Here is a 19701-nt window from a genome sequence, read left to right as displayed (position 1 = left end):
ACAGCACTTAACAGCGTTCACCTTTCTCTCGCGAGGGTCACAATTCGGTGATGCTACGACGCCGAAGCGTTCATGACGGCGTATACCGGAATGAGAGTTGATTTCAGCCTTCGAACAAGGATTCAGCCGCGAACAAGAGGGAGTCTCCAGATGTCGGACCAATCGAACGAAGTTGTACGCGACACCATCGTCCTGATCACCGGAGTGGTACTCGTGACGTCGACCATTTGGCTTCCCGTCGACGGAAACACCGGGGTGTCCGGTGCCATCCTCATTCTCGGCATGCTGTCGGCGGGCACGGCTCTCTGGGCGATGTCCAGTGCGTCGAGATCGAGCCACTGGGCGCACGTAGTTCTGGGAGTGGCGCTCGCGTTCTCGCCGCTGATTCTCGCGTTCCCCGCTGATCTGTTGGTGACCGACATGTTCGCCATCGTCGGTGGCGTCCTCATTGCGTTACTAGGTGTACTGGGTGTGGTGTCCAGCACGCGTCGAGCCCCCGAGTCGAGCAGAGTGGTCGCATCCTCTTTCTCACAGCCGGCTGCTCGGGATCGCGTGGGAAGCTGATTTCAGGTGGGGAAAGCTCGAACCCGCCTTCGCGCTCGCTGTGATTACGATCACAGTCGTAACAGATCGGCTTCGTCACTGTTTCGATTCAGACGCCTTCGGTCAAACAGTACGAACGTCCGGTAAGGCGCTCCTGGATAGTTTCTTAAATTGCGTTCGTAGCCTGCGGTTTCGGTCTACTGGCCGGTAACCAACCTGTCCTTTCGGTGAGGGTTCGCGTTGGCTGGAACTTCGCAAACTTAGCAACGGGTGTTGAAAAGCTAGCCAAGATTGGCACTAGCAACAGGTGGACGGGCATTTTTGGGTGTGCCATTGTTTTGGAGTACACCCGAAGGGCCTGGCAACGATGTGAAGAATTCCTTTCGACGCAGGCCGAGAAGATGAGAAGAGACTGGAGCTCCGATGTCGACCACCGGCACCCCGAAGACCACCGCCGAGATCCAGCAGGATTGGGACACCAACCCTCGCTGGAAGGGCGTGACGCGTAATTTCACCGCAGAACAGGTTTCCAAGCTGCAGGGCACCGTGGTAGAGGAAGCAACACTTGCCCGCCGCGGTTCCGAGATCCTGTGGGACCTCGTCACCAACGAGGACTACATCAATTCGCTCGGTGCACTCACCGGCAACCAGGCCGTGCAGCAGGTTCGCGCCGGCCTGAAAGCCATCTACCTCTCCGGCTGGCAGGTTGCCGGCGACGCCAACCTCTCGGGGCACACGTACCCGGACCAGAGCCTCTACCCGGCCAACTCGGTGCCGACCGTCGTTCGTCGCATCAACAACGCCCTGCTGCGCGCCGACGAGATCGCCAAGGTCGAAGGTGACACCTCGGTCAGCAACTGGCTCGCGCCAGTGGTCGCCGACGCCGAAGCCGGATTCGGTGGCGCGCTGAACGCTTACGAGCTGCAGAAGGCCATGATCGCTGCCGGTGCCGCAGGTGTGCACTGGGAGGATCAGCTCGCATCGGAGAAGAAGTGCGGCCACCTCGGTGGCAAGGTGCTCATCCCGACCCAGCAGCACATCCGCACCCTGACCTCGGCTCGCCTCGCGTCCGACGTCGCCGATGTCCCCTCGGTCATCATCGCCCGCACCGACGCCGAGGCCGCAACCCTCATCACGTCCGATGTGGACGAGCGCGACGTGGAGTTCCTCGACGGAACCCGCACCGCAGAAGGCTTCTACGGCGTCAAGAACGGTATCGAGCCGTGCATCGCTCGTGCGAAGGCTTACGCACCGTACGCAGACCTCATCTGGATGGAGACCGGCGTTCCGGATCTCGAAGTTGCCAAGCGCTTCTCCGAGTCGGTTCGCAGCGAGTTCCCGGACCAGATGCTGGCCTACAACTGCTCGCCTTCGTTCAACTGGAAGGCGCACCTGGACGACGCGACCATCGCCAAGTTCCAGAAGGAACTCGGCGCGATGGGCTTCAAGTTCCAGTTCATCACCCTTGCCGGATTCCACTCGCTCAACTACGGCATGTTCGACCTGGCGCACGGCTACGCCCGCGAAGGCATGACGGCGTTCGTCGACCTGCAGGAGCGCGAGTTCAAGGCTGCCGAAGAGCGCGGTTTCACCGCCGTCAAGCATCAGCGTGAGGTCGGCGCAGGCTACTTCGACACCATCGCCACCACGGTCGACCCGAACACCTCCACCGCAGCGCTGAAGGGCTCCACCGAAGAGGGCCAGTTCCACTGATCGCCACGTCCGACTCGAACGACCAGTGAGGCCAAGGAGCTGACGTGACCAGTGAGAAAATTCAGCGAGTCGGCGTTATCGGCATCGGGCAGATGGGCGCCGGAATCGCCGAGGTGTGCGCACGCGCACACGTCGATGTGCTGGTCTACGAACAGACACGTGAGCTGACGGCCGCAGGACGCGCACGCATCCTGCGGTCGTTGGACCGCGGTGTCAGCAGCGGCAAAATCACCGAGCGAGAACGTGAGCAGGCAGCCTGGCGGTTGCGGTTCACGTCCGACTTCAGTGACTTCGCCGACCGTCAGCTCGTTGTCGAAGCAGTTCTCGAGGACGAGAAGATCAAAGCCGAAATTTTCGCCGAGCTCGATTCGGTGGTGACGGACCCGAATGCAGTACTCGCGTCCAACACGTCGTCGATCCCCATCATGAAGCTGGGGATCGCGACCACATCACCGGATCGTGTCGTCGGCATGCATTTCTTCAACCCGGTGCCGGTGCTCCCGCTCGTCGAGCTCGTCACCACTCTCAAGACAAGCCAGGCTGTCGCCGAGCGTGCGGAGAAATTCGCCAGTGAAGTACTCGGCAAACAGGTCGTCCGGTCTGCGGACCGTTCGGGTTTCGTCGTCAACGCTCTGCTGGTGCCATACCTGCTCTCGGCCATTCGAATGGTCGAGTCCGGGTTCGCCACCAAAGAAGACGTGGACAAAGCGACAGTGCTCGGCCTCGCACATCCCATGGGGCCCTTGGCATTGGCCGACCTCGTCGGACTCGACACCGTCAAGTCGATTGCCGACTCGATGTACGAAGAGTTCAAGGAACCGTTGTTCTCCGCCCCGCCGCTTCTGCTACGTATGGTCGAGGCAAGGCTGGTCGGCAAGAAGACCGGAGCAGGTTTCTACCAGTACGAGAACGGTCGTTTCGCAAAATAGGTAGGCGCTTCGCAGATGAGTGGGAATGCGTCCTCGGCAACGTATTCCCATTCGTATCTGCCGTTGCACCCTCACTGAAAGGAACCCTTTCGTGGCGAGTAGCGCAGCCGAATTCGGTTCGAGCATCCTGGGGTACCCGAGAATCGGCCCGCGGCGAGAATTGAAGCGCGCACTCGAGACCTACTGGAACGGCAAGTCGACGCCTTCCGCCCGCGCCGCACTCCAGTCCGTCGGTCGTTCCCTTCAGGAAGACACCTGGGACGAACTCCATGCAACCGGGTTGACGCAAGTCCCCGGAAACACCTTCTCGTTCTACGATCACGTCCTCGACGATGCATTGCTTTTCGGGGCGGTTCCGACGCGCTTCGCCCCGCTCGAAGGGGAGATGCATCCGCTCGATTTCTACTTCACCGTTGCTCGCGGCAAGCCGGACCTCCCGCCGCTTGAGCTGGTGCGGTATTTCGACTCCAATTACTTCTACCGCCAACCCGAGATCGACGAGTCGACGCCGTTCTCGCTGCACGCGGAGAGCCTGCTCGACGAGTTCGACCGGGCGAAGGCTCGTGGTATCGAACTGCGCCCCGTTGTGCTCGGCCCGGTATCACTGCTCTTGTTGTCCAAGGCCGGATCTTCAGCAGCGGAAGGATTCTCCCCGCTCGATCGGCTGGGGACCTGCTTGCGCAGTACAGTGCCCTCTTCGAGTTGCTTGCCCTGCGAGGTGCCACCTGCATCCAACTCGACGAGCCCGCATTCACCGCCGAGCGGACAGCCGGGGAACTGGCAGCACTCGACCGCGCGTACACCGCTCTGTCGACGACGGCGTTGCGTCCCCGACTTCTCGTGACAGGTCAGTACGGGTCTCTCGGATCTGCGCTGCCGATTCTCGCAGCCACCAAGGTGGAGGCAATCGGGCTTGACCTCGTCGCCGGCAGACTCGAGCCGGAAGAGCTCGCCGCCATTGCAGGAATGAAACGCAAACGCCTCTACGCGGGAGTCATCGACGGCCGCAGCGTTTGGCGTGCCGACCGCATCGTCGTACTCGACTACCTCGAGCGACTGAAAGAGGTGTGTCAAGAACTCGTCGTCTCGACGTCGTCGACTCTTCTGCACGTTCCGTACGACGTGCTGAGCGAGTACGACATCGACGGCAACGTCGCCGACCGTCTCGCGTTCGCGAAGCAAAAAGTCGGCGAGGTCGTTGCCTTGGCAAAGGCGCTCACCGACGGGCCGTCGGACAAATGGCGCAAGAAGCCGACCGAGGTGCACTTCAAGCAGAAGCACGCGGTGCGGCACCGAATTTACAACGTCACGCCCGACATGCGGGTTCGGCAGCCGTACTCCGAGCGGAAGATCGCGCAGCGCGAGAAGCTGAACCTTCCACTCGTGCCCGCCACCACCCTCGGTTCGTTCCCGCAAACTTCGGCAATGAGACAGGCGAGATACGAACTGGGACAAGGCCGTATCGAAACCGTCGACTATCGCGCACGCGTCGAAGAAGAGATCGAGCAGGTAATCCGGTTGCAGGAGGACATCGGGCTCGACGTTCTGGTGAACGGCGAGGTGGAACGCAACGACATGATTCAGTTCTTCGCCGAAGCGCTCGAAGGGTTCGCCACGACGACCAACGGGTGGGTCCAGACGTACGGATCACGATGCGTGCGTCCGCCCATCCTGTACGGAGACGTGGCCCGGCCGAAACCGATGAGTGTCGAGTGGACAGCGTTCGCGCAGTCGTTGACGCACAAGCCGGTCAAAGCAATCCTGACCGGCCCCGTCACGGTGCTCGCCCGTTCGTACGTGCGGAGGGACCTCCCACTGCACGAGGTGGCCGACCAAGTTGCCCTCACCGTTCGCGACGAGATCGCCGATCTCGAGAAAGCTGGGATCGGGATCATCCAGGTCGACGAACCGGCGTTGCGTGAACTGCTGCCCTCGCGTGAGAAGGGCCGAAAAGAATACCTCCGTTGGTCGGTCGAGGCGTTTCGGCTGGCGACGTCGGGTGCACAGCCCGAGACCCAGATTCATACTCATCTGGGGTACTCGACTCATGCGTCGGTGGTCGACGCGATCGAGAACCTCGATGCCGATGTCACTGCGATCGTGGCAACACGATCCATCGACTGGGTTCTCGGTGCTGTGCAGCAGAACGTCCTCAGCCATGGAGTCGGTCCCGGCGTGTACGAAAGTCGTTCGGCGCGTATCCCCGACATCGACGAACTCGACGAGCTACTGACACAGGCAGCCGCGACGATCGACATCGATCGGTTGTGGGCCAATCCCGACGGTGGCCTCAAGACACGCCAGTATTGGCAACTGGAACCGGCGTTGCGTAACTTGGTGGCAGCGGCGCGACGGGTGCGCCGACGCGCAGAACAGGGGACAGCAGAGTGAGCAAGTCGAAGAAGTCCGGCGGACTCGTTCCGAAGGTATTCGGAATTGTATTGGCAGCGACGGGTGCCGCGCATTTCGTCGTTCCCGAGGCGTTCGAAGGAATCACCAAGCGTCCTTTCCCTCGAGACACCAGGACCTGGATCAGCCGCAACGGAGCTACCGAACTAGCTGTCGGTGCTGCAATTGCGTACCCCAAGACTCGTAAGATCGGCCTGATCGGACTCGGCACGTATGTCGGCTGGCTGGGTCTCAATATCGCCCGCAACGGTTAGAGCACCGGTCCGGATTGTTGTGAATCACTCCCGCCTGCTGGGAATACCCTGCTGGCGGGAGTGTCCGCTTTGCATGCCTACCGAAGGGTAGGTAGCAATGTAGCTATGACTTCAGCTACTGCATATACCGCGACGGCCCCTGATGCTCCGCTCGAGAAGGTCACCATCGAGCGTCGTGAGCTCGGACCCAACGATGTCCTCATCGAGGTCAAGTTCGCCGGTATCTGCCATTCCGATATCCACACCGCCCGGAACGAGTGGGGCGGTACCACCTACCCCGTCGTTCCGGGACACGAAATCGCGGGCATCGTCTCCGAGGTGGGTTCCGACGTCAGTAAGCACAAGGTCGGCGACCGCGTCGGCGTCGGGTGCTTCGTGGATTCATGCGGCGAGTGCGAGGCCTGCCGTGCCGACGAAGAGCAGTACTGCAGCAAGGGTGTGACGGCCACCTACAACTCCAAGCAGGCCGACGGCACAATCACCCAGGGCGGATACTCCACGCACATCGTCGTCACCGAAGGGTTCGTTCTTTCCATTCCGGAGGGAATCGAGCTCGACGTCGCGGCGCCTCTCCTGTGCGCAGGCATCACGCTGTACTCCCCGCTCAAGCATTGGGGAGCCGGGCCCGGCACGAAGGTCGCCATCATCGGCATGGGCGGACTGGGACATGTCGGCGTCAAGATCGCCAATGCACTCGGCGCCGAGGTAACCGTGCTCAGTCAGTCGCTCAGCAAGGAAGAGGACGGCAAGCGACTCGGTGCGCACCACTACTACGCCACTTCCGACGCAGCGACGTTCAAGAAGCTTCGTGGTGAATTCGACCTGATCATCAATACCGTGTCGGCAGAGATCGACATGGACAAGCACATGTCACTGCTCGCGATGAACGGCTCGCTCGTCATCCTGGGGCTTCCGTCCGAGCCCATCAAGGTGCGCGGATTCACCCTTGCGGCCAACCGTCGTAGCCTCGCGGGTTCGATGGTCGGTGGCATTGCGCAGACGCAGGAAATGTTGAATTTCTGCGCTGAACACCACATCGGTGCCGAAATCGAGACCATCGCCGCGGACAAGATCAACGAGGCGTACGAGCGTGTGTTGAAGAGCGACGTCCGCTACCGGTTCGTGATCGACGCCAAAACATTCTGAGTTCTCGTGCGCCTTTCGTATCCGTAAATGCATGCGAAAGGCGTACCACGCGGGCGTAGCGTCGAAGTCGGGTCGGACAGTTCTCTTCGACGAAGGGACCCGAGATGAAACTCAATACGTTCACAGGCTGGGTTGGTTACGGACTGGCATTGCTTGCCGTCACCGCGATGGGCCTGTTCCTGGTCGCAGTGGGTTCTGGCTACGACGCTCTGGCAGTGTTGGCAGGCAGTGTCTGCGTGGTGGCAATTGCAGGGGCCATGGGCCTGGTGGGAGGAGTGGTCAAGCACGATCACCGACTCCACCGCACTACCCCAAGACTGCTCTGACGGTTCGGCTCTAGCTTTCAGCCAGCCGCCTCTTCTCCAGCTCGACGTCGAAATCGGCAGCGGGCCAGTCGAGTTCGAGCTGTTCGAGTGCATCGATCAGCAACTCCGTAACGGCGAGTCGGCTGTACCACTTCCGGTCGGCCGGGATGACGAACCACGGTGCGTAATCGGTATTCGTTCGATCTATGGCGCGTTGGTAGGCGATGCGATATTGCGGTAGGAATCCGCGTTCGGTCACGTCGCCGGGGTTGTACTTCCAGTGCTTGTCGGGTCGGTCCAGCCTCTCTTGCAGCCGAGCTCGCTGCTCTTCCGGCGAGACGAACAAGGCGACCTTGATGATAAGCGTGCCCTGTTCGGTGAGGTCCTTCTCGAAAGCGTTGATCTCGTCGAATCGTGGTTCCCACACCTGGCGCGGAACCAGGTCGTGGACCGCTACGACCAACACATCCTCGTAGTGCGACCGATCGAAGACCCCAATCTTCCCGCCGCGGGGTAGGGCCTTACGAATTCGCCACAAGTAATGGTGCTGCTTCTCTTCCTTCGTGGGAACCCCGAAAGAGGCGAGATCGACGCCCTGTGGATCGACCATCCCGATGACATTGCGGACCATCCCGCCTTTGCCCGCAGTGTCCATTCCCTGCAGTACCAGAAGAATCGAGCGCAGATCTCCGGCACGTCCGTTGGCGTACAACTTTTCTTGAAGGGCGGAGAGATGTTTACCGCGCTCGAGGAGGAGAGCCTGGCCTTCGGCTTTCGTGCCCTCGAATCCGGGCGTCTCATCGAAGTCGATGTCCTCGATACGTGTCGAATCGGTTGCGCGGAGGATCTTGCTGGGCGGGGTAGACCACAACGAGGGCTTCTCGTCCTTCGATTCCACGTTTTCCGGTGACGCCGACTTCTCGGATGACTTGGCCATGAACCGACCCTAGTCCGCGGTGGAGATCTACCCTGGTATTCATGGCTCCGAAACTTGCGTCAGCACAATCCGTCGACCGCTCCAAGATGCTGGACTTCGTTTCTTCTCGACACCACCTGACCCTAATCACCCATAAACGCGATGGCGGAGTGCAGGTCTCCCCGGTGACGTCCGGACTCGATTCCGAAGGCCGCATCGTCATAGCGACGTACCCGGAGCGCGCGAAGGTCTACAACATTCGTCGCAACCCGTCGGTGACCGCGCTGATGCACTCGGACGAGTGGAACGATGCGTACGTTCAAATCGACGGCACAGCCGAGATCATCGATCTCCCGGATTCGGTGGAACCGCTCGTCGAGTACTTCCGTAGCGTCGCCGGTGAACATTCCGACTGGGACGAGTATCGCGATGCGATGCGGAAGCAGGGAAAATCGTTGATACGCATCACGATCGAGAACTGGGGGCCGATCGCCGAAGGTGGCTTCCCCCCGGGGAGAGTGTGATCAGTCCCCCGGGGAGAGTGTGATCAGTCCCCCGGGGAGAGTGTGATCAGCCCTTTTGGAAGAGCGGTACCGCGTTGTCGAGGGCGTACTGGGTGCCTGCCGCTGAGGCTGAAGAGAAGGCATTGTTCAGGTTCTGGTCCTCGAGGACGACGAGTCGGCCGTCGCGAGCTGAGGGCAGAGCTTGGATGGCAGCGTCGTTGATGATCGACTCAGCGCCGGTCCCGATCGGGAACATGACGGTCAGATCGGCGTCGAGGGCAGCTGTGTTCTCGGCGGAGAGCGTGATTGCGAACTTGTTCGGCTCGGCGAGGGCCTGAATTTCGGGCTTGTTGACGAAACCGAGCCTTTTCATGAAGTCCACGCGAACGTCCCCGTCGACGTACGCGCCGAGTTGGCCGCTGTAGAGCGTACCGACGGCAACGGTCTTCTCGGCGAACTGCGGATTCGCCGCGACGGCTGCGTCGAACTTCGTGTTGGTCTCGTCGACGAGTTGGCGACCGTCCTCGGATTTGCCGAGCGCATCTGCGATCAGTTGGGTCTGTCCGTCCCACGTTGTTCCGTAGGCGATGTCGGTGCCGACGGGTGCACCGACGGTCGGGGCGATGTCGGAAAGGTCCTCGTAGACGGCCTGGTCGTTGGTACTGCGAGTCCACAGAATCAAGTCGGGCTCGAGTGCGGCCACCGATTCGACGTCGATCTCGTAGGTACCGAGGATCGTCGGCGCGGTGTCGTAGCTTTCCTCGACCCATGGTCCGAGTCCGTTACCACCGACCGCTAGCCAGTCGCTTGCACCGATGGGCTGTACCCCGAGTGCGAGCGCTGTCTCGGCGTCCGACCATCCGAGTGCGACGACGCGTTGTGGAGCGGCCGGTACGGTGACCTCGCCGAACATCGTATCGACGGTGGGGCCGTCGACCGCAGCTTCGCTGCCCGAGTCGGTGCCACAGGCAGCTGTCATGGTCACAACCGCGAGGGCCGCGATCACCGGTGCGAATGTCGAGAGTCTCCGTAAGCGCATAGGCAACGCTAACCTATGTTGCTTGGTTCGAGTACCTGCCCCCTACTCATTCTGCTCAGGGACGATCCTCGTCGACGAGGGGGTGCGGCTGCGATTTGAACTTGGCCGGCGATCCGTCGGCCTGCGCGACACCGTGGATTCCACCCCACGTCATCATGCAGAGGTAGTCGATGAGGTCCTCGGCTGACATCGACTTGTTGGAGATCCACCAGTGCGTAGCCAGTTGGACGGCGCCGACGATTGCAAACGCCCAGGGGACCGACCCGCCGGAGTCCATTTCGCGAGTACGCAGTCGTTCACCGAGGACGGTGGCCAGTAACTCGGCGATCATGCGCTCCGACTCGGCGACAACGTCACGATTGGTGCCGGCATTGTTGGCCATCACATAGAGGTAGACCTCTGGGTCGGTGGCGACAGTCTCGACGTATGCGGCGATGACAGCCCGGGTGAGTTGATATTCGTCGAGTTCTTCCGAGATGGCCGTGTAGATCCGCGGGGCCAGTGTCGTCTCGACGTAACGAGTCATCGTCGCGTTGGTCAGATCGTTCTTGTCGGTGAAGTAGCGATAGAGAACCGTCTTCGAGATCCCGATCTCCGACGCGATCTCGTCCATTCCGATCTCGCGGCCGCGCAAGCGAATTGCGGCCAACGTGCCGTCGACGAGTTCTTCACGTCGGGCGATCTTGTGATCTCGCCACCGACGTTTTCTGCCGTCAGGCTTCGCTGGCTTCGTCGCCGCCTCGGTGTCTGTTGTCTCGGTGTCGACTTCTGCTTCGAGTGTGTCGTCTTCGGTCGCTTTCGGTCTGCTCACTTTTGCCGCTGTCGTCGCATTTCTCGCCACGTGTATCCGCCGTATCCCGTCGTTTTCTTTCCCGCCTCAGCTTAGGCGTCCTGTTGTATCGATGACTGCCGCACCGAGTTGTGTGTGTGGATCTGTGCATCCGAGACGACCGCTCTCCCCGAACGCAGGCACAATGGCGAGGTGCAGCTGATGAACTTCGACGATGCGACCAAGCGTCGCGACCTTCGCAAGATGAAGGGCCTCGCAACTGGGTTCCTCGTATTCGCCACCGTGGTCTACATGTTCTGCAGATGGCAGGAGTCGCGAGGAGCAGGCGAGTGGGTCGGCTACGTCCGAGCGGCGGCCGAGGCGGGAATGGTCGGTGCGCTGGCGGACTGGTTCGCGGTGACCGCACTCTTCAAGCACCCGTTGGGTATTCCGATCCCACACACGGCCATCATCAAGAAGAAGAAAGACCAGCTCGGTGCCAGCCTCGGCTCGTTCGTCGGAAGTAATTTCCTGGCGCCCGATGTCGTGTCGGAAAAGATCGGGTCGGCACATATTCCGCTCCGCCTCGGGACCTGGTTGGCGCAGCCGGTGAACGCGGACAGGGTCGCGGCCGAATCGGCGACGGTGCTGCGCGGGGTCGTCGAAGTGCTGAACGACGACGACATCACGCAGGTGATCGACAACACCATCGTGCGTAGGCTCGCCGACCCGGAATGGGGTCCGCCGATCGGTCGGGTGTTGGGCGAACTCATCAAGGAGAATCGTCAACTACCGTTGATCGACATGCTCGCCGAGCGTGCTCACCAGTGGGCGCTGGGAAGTCAGGAGACGATCGAACGCGTCGTAAGTCGTGATTCTCCGACCTGGTCGCCGAAGTTCGTCGACACCCTGCTGGGGGAGAAGATTTACAAGGAACTCGTCGAGTTCACCTGGAAAGTGAGGTCGACGCCGGAGCACGAACTGAGGCTGGCCGCCAACAAGTTCCTCGTCGACTATGCGCACGATCTCCAGCATGATCCGGCGACGATAAAAAAGGCCGAATCGCTCAAGTCGCAGATCATGGGTCGCGCGGAGGTCACGGGGCTCGCATCCGCGACCTGGAAGGTCGCCAAGCGGCTGATCATGGAGTCGGTGGACGACCCGTCGAGCACATTGCGACGCAAGATCAGCGAGAACGCGGCCGGCTGGGGTGTGCGTCTACGTGACGATGACGAACTTCGCGGCAAGGTCGATGGCTGGCTGCTCGGCGGAGCGCGTTACCTTGCCGCGAACTACGCAGACGAGATCACCACGATCATTACCGATACCGTCGCTCGCTGGGATGCGGAGGAAGCCAGTTCGAAGATCGAGTTGCAGGTGGGTCGGGATCTCCAGTTCATCCGGATCAACGGAACCGTTGTCGGGGCGTTGGCAGGTTTGGCCATCTACTCGGTGTCGAATCTGATTTTCTGATGCGGTGAATCTGCAAATTGCGCTCCTGAGCACCAGTGCTAGCAGAGTGCTTGCAATAGCAAGCACCCTTGGGTATGGTCGTTCCTGACGCCGAGACCACAAGTTTCGATGCAGGAACGAGTAGTGAACATGACCCCCAGCAATGATGATCAGACCGACAATCAGGGGATAGTCGCCAAGGTCTCCGAAGCTACGGAGGTCGTGGCGGAGGCGAGTGATCTTGTCGCCAGTGTCGTGACCACAGCAGCATCGGACATCGGCAGTTATATCCGTTCGCAACGTGAGGCCGCACAGGTGTCCATGCGGCAACTCGCGTCGAGGGCGGGGGTGAGTAATCCGTATTTGAGTCAGATCGAACGCGGACTTCGTAAACCCTCCGCCGACGTGCTCGCGCAGATAGCCAAGGGTCTGCGCGTGTCCTCGGAAGCTCTGTACGTACGGGCCGGGTTCTTGGAAGAACGTCCACACGGTCCGGTTCGAGACACGCTGCTCGGCGACACCGAGATCACCGAACGGCAAAAACATGTGCTGATCGAAATCTACGACTCGTTTCGTCGTGAGAACGAACAAGCGCGTAAGGCGAGCGACGCAGCTTCGATCGAACCGTCGTCGCCGACCGAACCAGATGTGTCAACAGATCCAGAATCACCCACACAGGAGTCTTCTCATGACTGATCCCAAAAACTTCGATATCCAGACCCCGCTGTACGCCGCAGTAGGCGCAGGTGACGCAGTGGTCCAGGCCGTCGCGGACGTCGTAGCGCAGGTTCGTTCGCGCGCCGAGTCCCGCGGCACCGAGGTCACCGAGCGTGTCGATACCGCACGGGCCCGGATTGCCGACCTGTCCGAAGATGTGACCGAGGGCGTAGAGGGCCTTCGTGAGCGTCTCGCGAAGCTGCCCGCCGAACTGCCCGACGAAATCGCTGACCTGCGTGAGCGTTTCACCCAGGACGAGCTGCGCAAGGTGGCCGAGGCATACCTGAAGGTCGCATCGGATCTTTATACTTCTCTCGCCGAGCGCGGCGAAGAGGCCGTCGAGCGCATCCGTCGCACACCTGCTGTCGAAGAAGGCCTCGATCGTGCGAACGCCGCAGCCAACGACGTCGTCGATCTCACCGAGCAAGCTCTGGGAACCGTTGCCTCGCAGACGCGCGCCGTCGGTGAACGTGCAGCTTCACTCGCAGGTATTGCCTCGGACAAGGTCCGCGACACCGCCGACGAACTGGCCGACGATATCGACGAGGCCGGCGACAACGCCAAGGAAGCTGCCACCGACGCCTCACAGAAGGTCAGTGGAACCGCTGGGAAGGTCGAGTCCAAGACTCGCGGCAACGTGGATGCTCCCTTGAAGAAGGCGGCTCCGGCGAAGAAGGCAGAGTCTGCCTCGACACCTACGCCTGCCACCGCAGCCAAGCAGACCGCTGCACCCGCCAAGAAGGCGCCTGCAAAGAAGTCCACTAACTGATTTTCAACCTGAACGCCCCCTGCATCGAGCGGTGTGGGGGGCGTTTTGCGTAGTATGGGTCTCGTGCCAGCCGTCGACAGTCTCACTTCGTGGATCCTTCTCCTCCTTCGCCTCATCGCGCTCGGTGGTGCTGCCTACGCGGTATTTCACGCCGTCAGGCAACGGCCGGACGCCTTCACTGCGGTGGACAAGCTGACCAAGCCCGTGTGGCTAGCCATTCTGATCGTGGCGTTGCTGGTCATCTTCGTTTTCGGAGCCATCAACTTCATCGGCCTGATCGGTGTGGTCGCGGTGTGCGTCTACCTGATCGACGTACGGCCGAAGGTAGACAGCATTCAGCGCGGACCGCGCTGGTAGCTGCACTCCGGCGTTGCTGCAGCGGTTCGGGCCGTCGGCGCACGCGTGTGACCCGTACAGATTCGATGCGACGCAGCTTTTGTCTGCGTCGTATCGATCAGTCCTGTCACCGAATATCGAAGGAGTCCGGTTCGTGGTTTCACGTAAAGCTGTAGAGGGTGCGATCCTCGGCGTCGGGGGATTGGCTGCCGCGGCGGGAATCGGTGCCTATCTCGTGCGGCGACGCACTCGCACATCGATCACAAGGACCACCGACACTGCCCCGGACGCGTTACTGCGGACGCCGACATTCGTCCCCCGCATCGTCCCTGTCGTCACCGACGACGGCGCAGAACTCCACGTGCGCGTCTACGGCGACCCGGATGCCCCACCGATCGTGTTCAGTCACGGATGGACATGCTCGGCGGACTACTGGATCCCGCAGATCAACGCGTTCGCCGAAAACTACTCGGTCATCGTGTACGACCAACGTGGCCACGGTCGCAGCGACGTCGGCACCAGGTTGCTCGGACCCGACGTCCTGGCCGACGACCTCGCGGACGTCTTGGCCGCCACTGTCGCCGAGGACAACAAGGCAGTTCTGGTCGGGCACAGTATGGGCGGCATGTCGATCATGGCGTGGGCGGGCCGCTACCCGAAACAGGTCGACCGACTTGTCAGCGCGGTACTGCTCGCAAGCACTGCCACCGACAGCCTCGTTCGCGAAACAACGGTAATCCCGCTTCCGGAGCGTTTTCGTCGAGTCCCGTTGCCACTGTCACGCGCGGTACTCGGGTCTGCGGTGCCACTTCGGCCGTCACCGGTGATGCGACAGGCCATCAAGTACGTCTCGATGGCCCCCGGGGCGACACCTGCCGAGGTCGCGTTCTGCGAAAAGATCGTGCTCGAGTGCCAACCTCGGACGCGCGGGATCTGGGGAGCTGCGCTGACCGAACTCGATATTCACGAAGCTTTGGCCAACATGAGCGTGCCGACGAGTGTGCTGGTCGGTAGCGCGGATCGGCTGACTCCACCGGTGCAAGCGCGCAAACTGGCGCAGGCGTTGGAGAGCCACGATCACCTCAGCAGGCTGATCGAGATACCGCGGATCGGTCATATGAGTTCCGTCGAGGCGATCGACGAGTTCAACGAGGAAGTACTGCGCCTGCGGCTTCTCTGATCCCCCCGGCGTCAACTGAAGACGACGGTCTTCTTGCCGTGAACGAGGACTCGGTCCTCGAGGTGCCAGCGCAGTCCGCGGGACAGAACCAGTTTTTCGATGTCGCGGCCCTGTCGGACCATGTCCGCGACCTCGTCGGAGTGGTCGACGCGGATGACGTCCTGCTCCAGGATCGGGCCTGCGTCGAGTTCGGCGGTCACATAATGGCACGTTGCCCCGATCAGCTTCACGCCGCGCGCGAATGCCTGGTGATACGGACGCGCACCGACGAACGACGGCAAGAAGCTGTGATGGATGTTGAGGGCACGGCCCGACCAATGAGTGCACAGTTCCTCGGGTAGTACCTGCATGAACCGGGCTAGTACGACGGCATGTGGTTCGTAGGAGTCGACGAGGTCACGGACTTCGTCGAAGGCAGGGCCGCGCTCAGTGGGGTCCTTGGCGAATTCGACGTGGTGGAACCGAACGCCGTGCGCGGTCGCCACCGACTCGAGAGACTTGTGATTGCCGATCACTGCGGAGATCTCGGCGGGAAGTTCGCCGCCAGCGGCGCGCCCCAGCAGGTCGTGCAGGCAGTGCGCTTCCTTGCTGACCAGAATGACTACACGCTTGCGTTCGCCCGAATCATGGAGCGTCCATTCGGTTTCCGGGCCGATCTCGGCGGCGACGGCCTCAAAGCGAGCCCGTAATTCGTCGATGCTCATATCGACCGAAGACGCACGGACTGCTTGCCGAGTGAAGAACCAGTCGGTGTCGGGATCAGCGTGGTACGCGGCCTCGACGATCCAGCCACCGACGTCGGCGAGGAATGTCGAGATCTTGGCGACGATGCCCGTGCGGTCGGGGCATCCGAGTGACAGGACGTAGCGACGGTCGTCGGCGACAGCAACGGAGCTCATTTCTCGATTGTCTCAGGTGGTCCGGACGGCAGTGTCCACCAGTGCGCTCGCAGCGCACGAGTCGATGTCGAGTCTGGTCAGTGCCTTACGAAAGCCGCAGGCAGGAACTTGCGTCCCGAGCGAGTCCTCCTCGGCCGTCGGGCTGTGGTTGGCTTGCTTTCATGTCTCTCACCCGCGCCGAACTGGCCCGCATGGTCGACCACACGCTGCTCAAACCGGAAGCGACCCGCGCAGACGTGGAGGCACTGATCGTCGAGGGCCGCGCTCTCGGTGTGCTCGCGGTCTGTGTCTCGCCGTCGATGCTGCCCATCCATGCTGAAGGTTTGGTGACCGCCGTCGTGGCCGGATTTCCTTCCGGCAAGCATCATTCCCTCGTCAAGGGGGCGGAAGCGCGGCTGGCAGTCGATCAGGGTGCCCGCGAAATCGACATGGTGATCGACGTAGGCGCAGCGGTCGAAGGGGATTACAACGCGGTGCTCGCCGATATCTTGACGGTTCGTGAAGCCATCGGATCTTCGGCGATCCTGAAGGTCATCATCGAATCGGCGGCACTGACGGAGGAAGCGATCGTCGAAACCTGTGTGGCAGCGGAGAGAGCGGGCGCCGACTTCGTCAAGACGTCCACCGGCTTTCATCCCGCCGGAGGCGCAAGTGTCGAGGCGGTGAAGTTGATGGCCGCCACCGTCGGAGGCAGGCTCGGGGTGAAAGCCAGCGGCGGTATCCGAACGACCGAGGCGGCGTTGGCCATGGTCGAAGCAGGTGCAACGCGATTGGGTCTGTCCGGGACGCGAGCAGTACTGGACGGTCTCTGAGTGCTTGTTTCTCGAAACTTCGTCGAACTTAGGTAATTGTCCGGGTCTTTCGGCCTATTCTCCGAAGGTGAGTAACGAAGACGAGATCTTTTCCGCGATCGCGGAGGAGCGTCGGGCTTTGGCTGCAACGGTGTGGGAACTCAGTTCGGAGCAGTGGAAAACTCCGTCGCTGTGCAGCGAGTGGACAGTCAAAGATGTTCTCGCGCATCTTGTTGTTCCGTTGGTTACCCCGGTGTGGAAGTTCGGGTTGACGATGGTGCGAGCGCGTGGGAATTTTCACCGAGCAAATCAGCTCATGGCCAGCCGTGTCGGCCGAAAGTACTCGACACGCCTCCCCGAATTGCTTACTCGGAATGCGGCCAGTCGATTCACCCCACCGGGCAACGGTCCGCTGGCGCCCCTCACCGACATTGTCGTCCACGGTCACGACATCCGCCGCCCGCTGCACATGGCGTATCGGATTCCTGACGAACGTCAGGTAGCGGTGCTCGACTTCATTTCGAGTACGCCTTCACGCGGCATTTTCCCGGCCCCGGACGCCACACTGCACTGGAAGGCAACCGACCTCGACTGGACCTTCGGTAGTGGACCTACTGTTGAAGGCCCAGCGGCATCGCTGATGCTCGTTCTCACCGGCCGCGATTCGGCTCTTGCGGAGGTCACCGGACCAGGCGTGGAACACATTACGACGAAGCGGTAAAGGTTCAACTCAGCGCCTTGTGCGTATCGTCCGGCACAGTTCGTACCCTCCGGCACGCACAAGGCAGGCAGGTCAGGCGATCAGGGAGCAGCCCTCGGGCGTCTGCTGGGTCTGGTCCGCCGAAACCGGCGGGAGGGTGTACTGATCTCCCTGCAAGGTGAGTTCGATGCCGGAGTCGGTGACGGTGAGCGCGGTCGGCGCCATGTCGAGCGGGTACTGCTGCAGGCTGTCCGACAGAACCCCGACGATGCTGTCCACCAGGTCAGTTGGGATTCCAAGCCCCAAAATCGACGCGCCGACGGTCTGGACGTCCACGCTGCCGCCTGCGACGACCGGCTTGACGGTCAGCTCCGCGAGCCCGCCGACTGCGAAGGACAACGTGCCTGCACTTGCGTCGCTCGTCACGCCGGTGACGAGAGCGCCGATGCCCTGCGACTGCAGCGTCGACGCGATTCCTGCGGTGGACCAGTCGATATCCGCGCTCGACGAGCCGATCGTGCCGTTGCTGTCCGCGCTCTGCTGAACGTTCACGTCGTTGACCTCGGCGTGCACTGTCATGCCTTCGGCGGGCCCGAACCGTGCGTCGTCGCTGTCCAGGGTTACCGAGGAGACCTGCTTGTCGATCAGCGAGATCAGTATCGGTTTCCAGCCGAGCCCGACGTCGACCTGGCTGCCGATCTCACTTTCGAGCTGGCCCGCCAGGCAGGACTTGATCTGCTGACGGAAGAACAGTTCCCCGCCGAGCAGCGCCGCGACCACCAGGACGGCAACGAGCACCAGGACCAAGGGAGTTTTGCTTCGTGTCATTCGGAGCAGTCTTCCCGAAGAATCTGAAAGAGCTCTGTGAATCTGCCCGATGCGGCGCGTCGGGAGGGCTCGGAGGCGAAGCTCTGAATAATCCTGGCCGCAGTTTATGTGACCCGCAACACACCTTCACGTACTGTCTAGAGCATGAGCACGATCGAAGGAAGCGCCGCCGAACTCCGTCGTCTCGCGGCGAGTCAGGACGGATATTTCACCACTGAACAGGCCGAACGGCTCGGGTTCGGTCACTCGGCGCTCCACGCCAACTTCGTCGCCGGTGGCTGGATGCGAGTCGAACGCAACCTCTGTCGACTCAGCGACTGGCCGCGCAGCGACCTCGAGCAGTTCGCAATGTGGTGCGCGTGGTTCGGTGGCGATGCCGTCATCTCGCATCAGAGTGCGGCGGAACTACACGGATTCGGTCACCTGCATCCGCAGTTCGTTCACGTATCCGCGTTCACCAATCTTCGTCTCACCGACACCCGCCTCGCCGTTCATCGACTTCAGCTCGAACCCCACGATTTCGAGTCGACGGGCACTTTTCGGCTCACGACGCCGATCCGCACGGTGCTCGACCTCGCGGGAGGCGGAATCTCCCAGATAACCCTCGACGAGGTCGTCGGTGACGCTGTTGCTATCGGTCGCGTCGACGCAGGAGCGTTGTATCAGGAAGCTACTGCTGGATCCGACCGCGTCTCCGAACGCATCGAGTTGGCTCTCTCCGCCTGTATCTAGGCGCCTGAATTCAGCGTCGGCATCTAGGCGTTGGGCCGCACGAGGTCCCACGGCACAGTCAGAATGTTGTCCCGCATCCGTCGACGAGGAGGCACCGTCGGCATTCCGCTGCCGGCCAACTGTCTCAGTGCGGCGTGCCACCGCACCCGCGGGCCGAACGGTGCCAGTGGCGCTGCCGTCGACCATGCGCGGTCCGCGGCCTGTAGTAACTGGTGAATGGGCTCGCCGGGGATATTGCGGTGGATGAGCACCTTGGGTAATCGTTCGGCGATGTCCGAGGGCGCGGCCACCGTGAACGGATCCCATGCGAGGGTCAGCGAGATCGGTCCGTGAGCGTCGAGCAGGACCCATGCACAGCGTCGGCCCAGCTCGTCGCAAGTGCCGTCGACGAGCAGTCCGCCGGGGGCAAGGCCGGACAGAATGCGCGACCAGGCTTCGGGCACAGCTTCTTCGGGATACTGCCGAAGCACGTTGAATGCGCGAACGAGGTTCGGGCGGAGTCCAGCCATTTCGAAGCCGCCGCGGGCGAAGTTCACGCCCTCGACCGAGTCCACCACGCGGGCGGGGTCGATTTCGAGTCCGGTGACGCGCAGATCGGGCCGGATCGTGCGTAGCCGACGGGCCATCTCCAGAGTGGTGTCCGGCCGCGCTCCGTAGCCGAGGTCGACGACGAGCGGATCGGGTGCCTCGATGAGCGTGTGCCGCACCGCCGCGCTGTGAGTGAGCCACCGATCGCTGCGACGAAGTCGGTTGATTCCGGTAGTGCCTCTG

Annotated in this window: 21 protein-coding genes and 1 pseudogene; 16 read left to right on the top strand and 6 right to left on the bottom strand. The window is 61.8% G+C overall.

Annotated features, from left to right (window positions below):
- The first annotated feature begins 150 nt into the window (after positions 1-150).
- From QMK32_RS01885 to QMK32_RS01855, 7 genes and pseudogenes are all read left to right on the top strand, one after another.
- Entirely contained in the window at positions 151-564 is a 414-nt protein-coding gene (locus QMK32_RS01885) for an SPW repeat domain-containing protein (protein WP_283472624.1), read from the top strand.
- A 402-nt stretch (positions 565-966) separates the two neighbouring features.
- Positions 967-2256, top strand: coding sequence for an isocitrate lyase (aceA, locus tag QMK32_RS01880; RefSeq protein ID WP_084346246.1), 1290 nt, complete (start codon positions 967-969; stop codon positions 2254-2256).
- A 44-nt stretch (positions 2257-2300) separates the two neighbouring features.
- Entirely contained in the window at positions 2301-3185 is an 885-nt protein-coding gene (locus QMK32_RS01875; protein ID WP_283472622.1) for a 3-hydroxybutyryl-CoA dehydrogenase, read from the top strand.
- 91 nt (positions 3186-3276) lie between these two features.
- Positions 3277-5576, top strand: a pseudogene (metE, locus tag QMK32_RS01870) (5-methyltetrahydropteroyltriglutamate--homocysteine S-methyltransferase).
- The gene (locus tag QMK32_RS01865; protein WP_084346243.1) at positions 5573-5848 is read left to right on the top strand and encodes a DoxX-related protein; all 276 of its coding nucleotides are present in this window, start codon (positions 5573-5575) and stop codon (positions 5846-5848) included. The pseudogene metE and the gene QMK32_RS01865 overlap by 4 nt, the downstream one beginning before the upstream one ends.
- Positions 5849-5953: 105 nt before the next feature.
- Entirely contained in the window at positions 5954-6994 is a 1041-nt protein-coding gene (locus QMK32_RS01860) for an NAD(P)-dependent alcohol dehydrogenase (RefSeq protein WP_283472620.1), read from the top strand.
- A 104-nt stretch (positions 6995-7098) separates the two neighbouring features.
- A complete protein-coding gene (locus QMK32_RS01855; RefSeq protein WP_269304736.1) occupies positions 7099-7320 on the top strand; it encodes a hypothetical protein in 222 nt (73 codons plus the stop codon).
- Between the two features lie 10 nt (positions 7321-7330).
- Here the strand turns inward: QMK32_RS01855 and QMK32_RS01850 are convergent, their stop codons facing one another.
- On the bottom strand, positions 7331-8236 hold the full coding sequence (locus QMK32_RS01850) for a polyphosphate kinase 2 family protein (RefSeq protein WP_283472619.1): 906 nt from the start codon (positions 8234-8236) through the stop codon (positions 7331-7333).
- Positions 8237-8277: 41 nt separating this feature from the next.
- Between QMK32_RS01850 and QMK32_RS01845 the strand changes: the two genes are divergently transcribed.
- Positions 8278-8739: a PPOX class F420-dependent oxidoreductase gene (locus QMK32_RS01845; RefSeq protein WP_283472618.1), complete on the top strand. Its 462-nt coding sequence runs from the start codon at positions 8278-8280 to the stop codon at positions 8737-8739.
- 46 nt (positions 8740-8785) lie between these two features.
- Here the strand turns inward: QMK32_RS01845 and QMK32_RS01840 are convergent, their stop codons facing one another.
- Together QMK32_RS01840 and QMK32_RS01835 are read right to left on the bottom strand one after the other, a co-directional pair.
- Positions 8786-9757, bottom strand: coding sequence for an iron-siderophore ABC transporter substrate-binding protein (locus tag QMK32_RS01840; protein WP_283472617.1), 972 nt, complete (start codon positions 9755-9757; stop codon positions 8786-8788).
- Between the two features lie 55 nt (positions 9758-9812).
- Positions 9813-10598, bottom strand: coding sequence for a TetR/AcrR family transcriptional regulator (locus QMK32_RS01835; RefSeq protein ID WP_502943503.1), 786 nt, complete (start codon positions 10596-10598; stop codon positions 9813-9815).
- 150 nt (positions 10599-10748) lie between these two features.
- Between QMK32_RS01835 and QMK32_RS01830 the strand changes: the two genes are divergently transcribed.
- The 5 genes from QMK32_RS01830 (at position 10749) to QMK32_RS01810 (ending at position 14980) form a co-directional block, all read left to right on the top strand.
- Positions 10749-11999: a DUF445 domain-containing protein gene (locus QMK32_RS01830; protein WP_283472614.1), complete on the top strand. Its 1251-nt coding sequence runs from the start codon at positions 10749-10751 to the stop codon at positions 11997-11999.
- A gap of 129 nt (positions 12000-12128) precedes the next feature.
- Positions 12129-12674 carry a helix-turn-helix domain-containing protein gene (locus tag QMK32_RS01825; protein WP_283472613.1) on the top strand — a complete coding sequence of 182 codons (546 nt, stop codon included), beginning with the start codon at positions 12129-12131 and terminating at the stop codon, positions 12672-12674.
- Positions 12667-13464 carry a heparin-binding hemagglutinin gene (locus QMK32_RS01820; protein ID WP_283472612.1) on the top strand — a complete coding sequence of 266 codons (798 nt, stop codon included), beginning with the start codon at positions 12667-12669 and terminating at the stop codon, positions 13462-13464. Before QMK32_RS01825 ends, QMK32_RS01820 begins: the two co-directional genes overlap by 8 nt.
- 54 nt (positions 13465-13518) lie before the next feature.
- Complete coding sequence (locus QMK32_RS01815) at positions 13519-13821, top strand: DUF2516 family protein (RefSeq protein WP_136171095.1); 303 nt, start codon at positions 13519-13521, stop codon at positions 13819-13821.
- A 133-nt stretch (positions 13822-13954) separates the two neighbouring features.
- On the top strand, positions 13955-14980 hold the full coding sequence (locus QMK32_RS01810; RefSeq protein ID WP_283472610.1) for an alpha/beta fold hydrolase: 1026 nt from the start codon (positions 13955-13957) through the stop codon (positions 14978-14980).
- A gap of 11 nt (positions 14981-14991) precedes the next feature.
- On the opposite strand, the gene purU is transcribed toward QMK32_RS01810, so the two are convergent.
- Positions 14992-15879: a formyltetrahydrofolate deformylase gene (purU, locus tag QMK32_RS01805; RefSeq protein WP_283472609.1), complete on the bottom strand. Its 888-nt coding sequence runs from the start codon at positions 15877-15879 to the stop codon at positions 14992-14994.
- A gap of 161 nt (positions 15880-16040) precedes the next feature.
- Between purU and deoC the strand changes: the two genes are divergently transcribed.
- Together deoC and QMK32_RS01795 are read left to right on the top strand one after the other, a co-directional pair.
- Positions 16041-16691, top strand: coding sequence for a deoxyribose-phosphate aldolase (gene deoC / locus QMK32_RS01800; protein WP_269304755.1), 651 nt, complete (start codon positions 16041-16043; stop codon positions 16689-16691).
- A gap of 67 nt (positions 16692-16758) precedes the next feature.
- Entirely contained in the window at positions 16759-17391 is a 633-nt protein-coding gene (locus tag QMK32_RS01795) for a maleylpyruvate isomerase family mycothiol-dependent enzyme (RefSeq protein WP_283472608.1), read from the top strand.
- 72 nt (positions 17392-17463) lie between these two features.
- On the opposite strand, the gene QMK32_RS01790 is transcribed toward QMK32_RS01795, so the two are convergent.
- Positions 17464-18198, bottom strand: a complete 735-nt coding sequence (locus QMK32_RS01790; protein ID WP_269304759.1) for an LmeA family phospholipid-binding protein — start codon at positions 18196-18198, stop codon at positions 17464-17466.
- A gap of 144 nt (positions 18199-18342) precedes the next feature.
- On the opposite strand from QMK32_RS01790, the gene QMK32_RS01785 reads away from it, so the two are divergent.
- Positions 18343-18930, top strand: coding sequence for a type IV toxin-antitoxin system AbiEi family antitoxin domain-containing protein (locus QMK32_RS01785; RefSeq protein WP_283472606.1), 588 nt, complete (start codon positions 18343-18345; stop codon positions 18928-18930).
- A 23-nt stretch (positions 18931-18953) separates the two neighbouring features.
- Here QMK32_RS01785 and QMK32_RS01780 read toward each other — a convergent pair whose 3' ends face one another.
- Positions 18954-19685: a class I SAM-dependent methyltransferase gene (locus QMK32_RS01780; protein ID WP_502943521.1), complete on the bottom strand. Its 732-nt coding sequence runs from the start codon at positions 19683-19685 to the stop codon at positions 18954-18956.
- Between the last annotated feature and the right edge of the window lie 16 nt (positions 19686-19701).

Source organism: Rhodococcus sp. H29-C3 (assembly GCF_030063405.1).
Lineage (GTDB): Bacteria > Actinomycetota > Actinomycetes > Mycobacteriales > Mycobacteriaceae > Rhodococcoides.
This window is presented reverse-complemented; position numbering and strand designations above follow the sequence as displayed.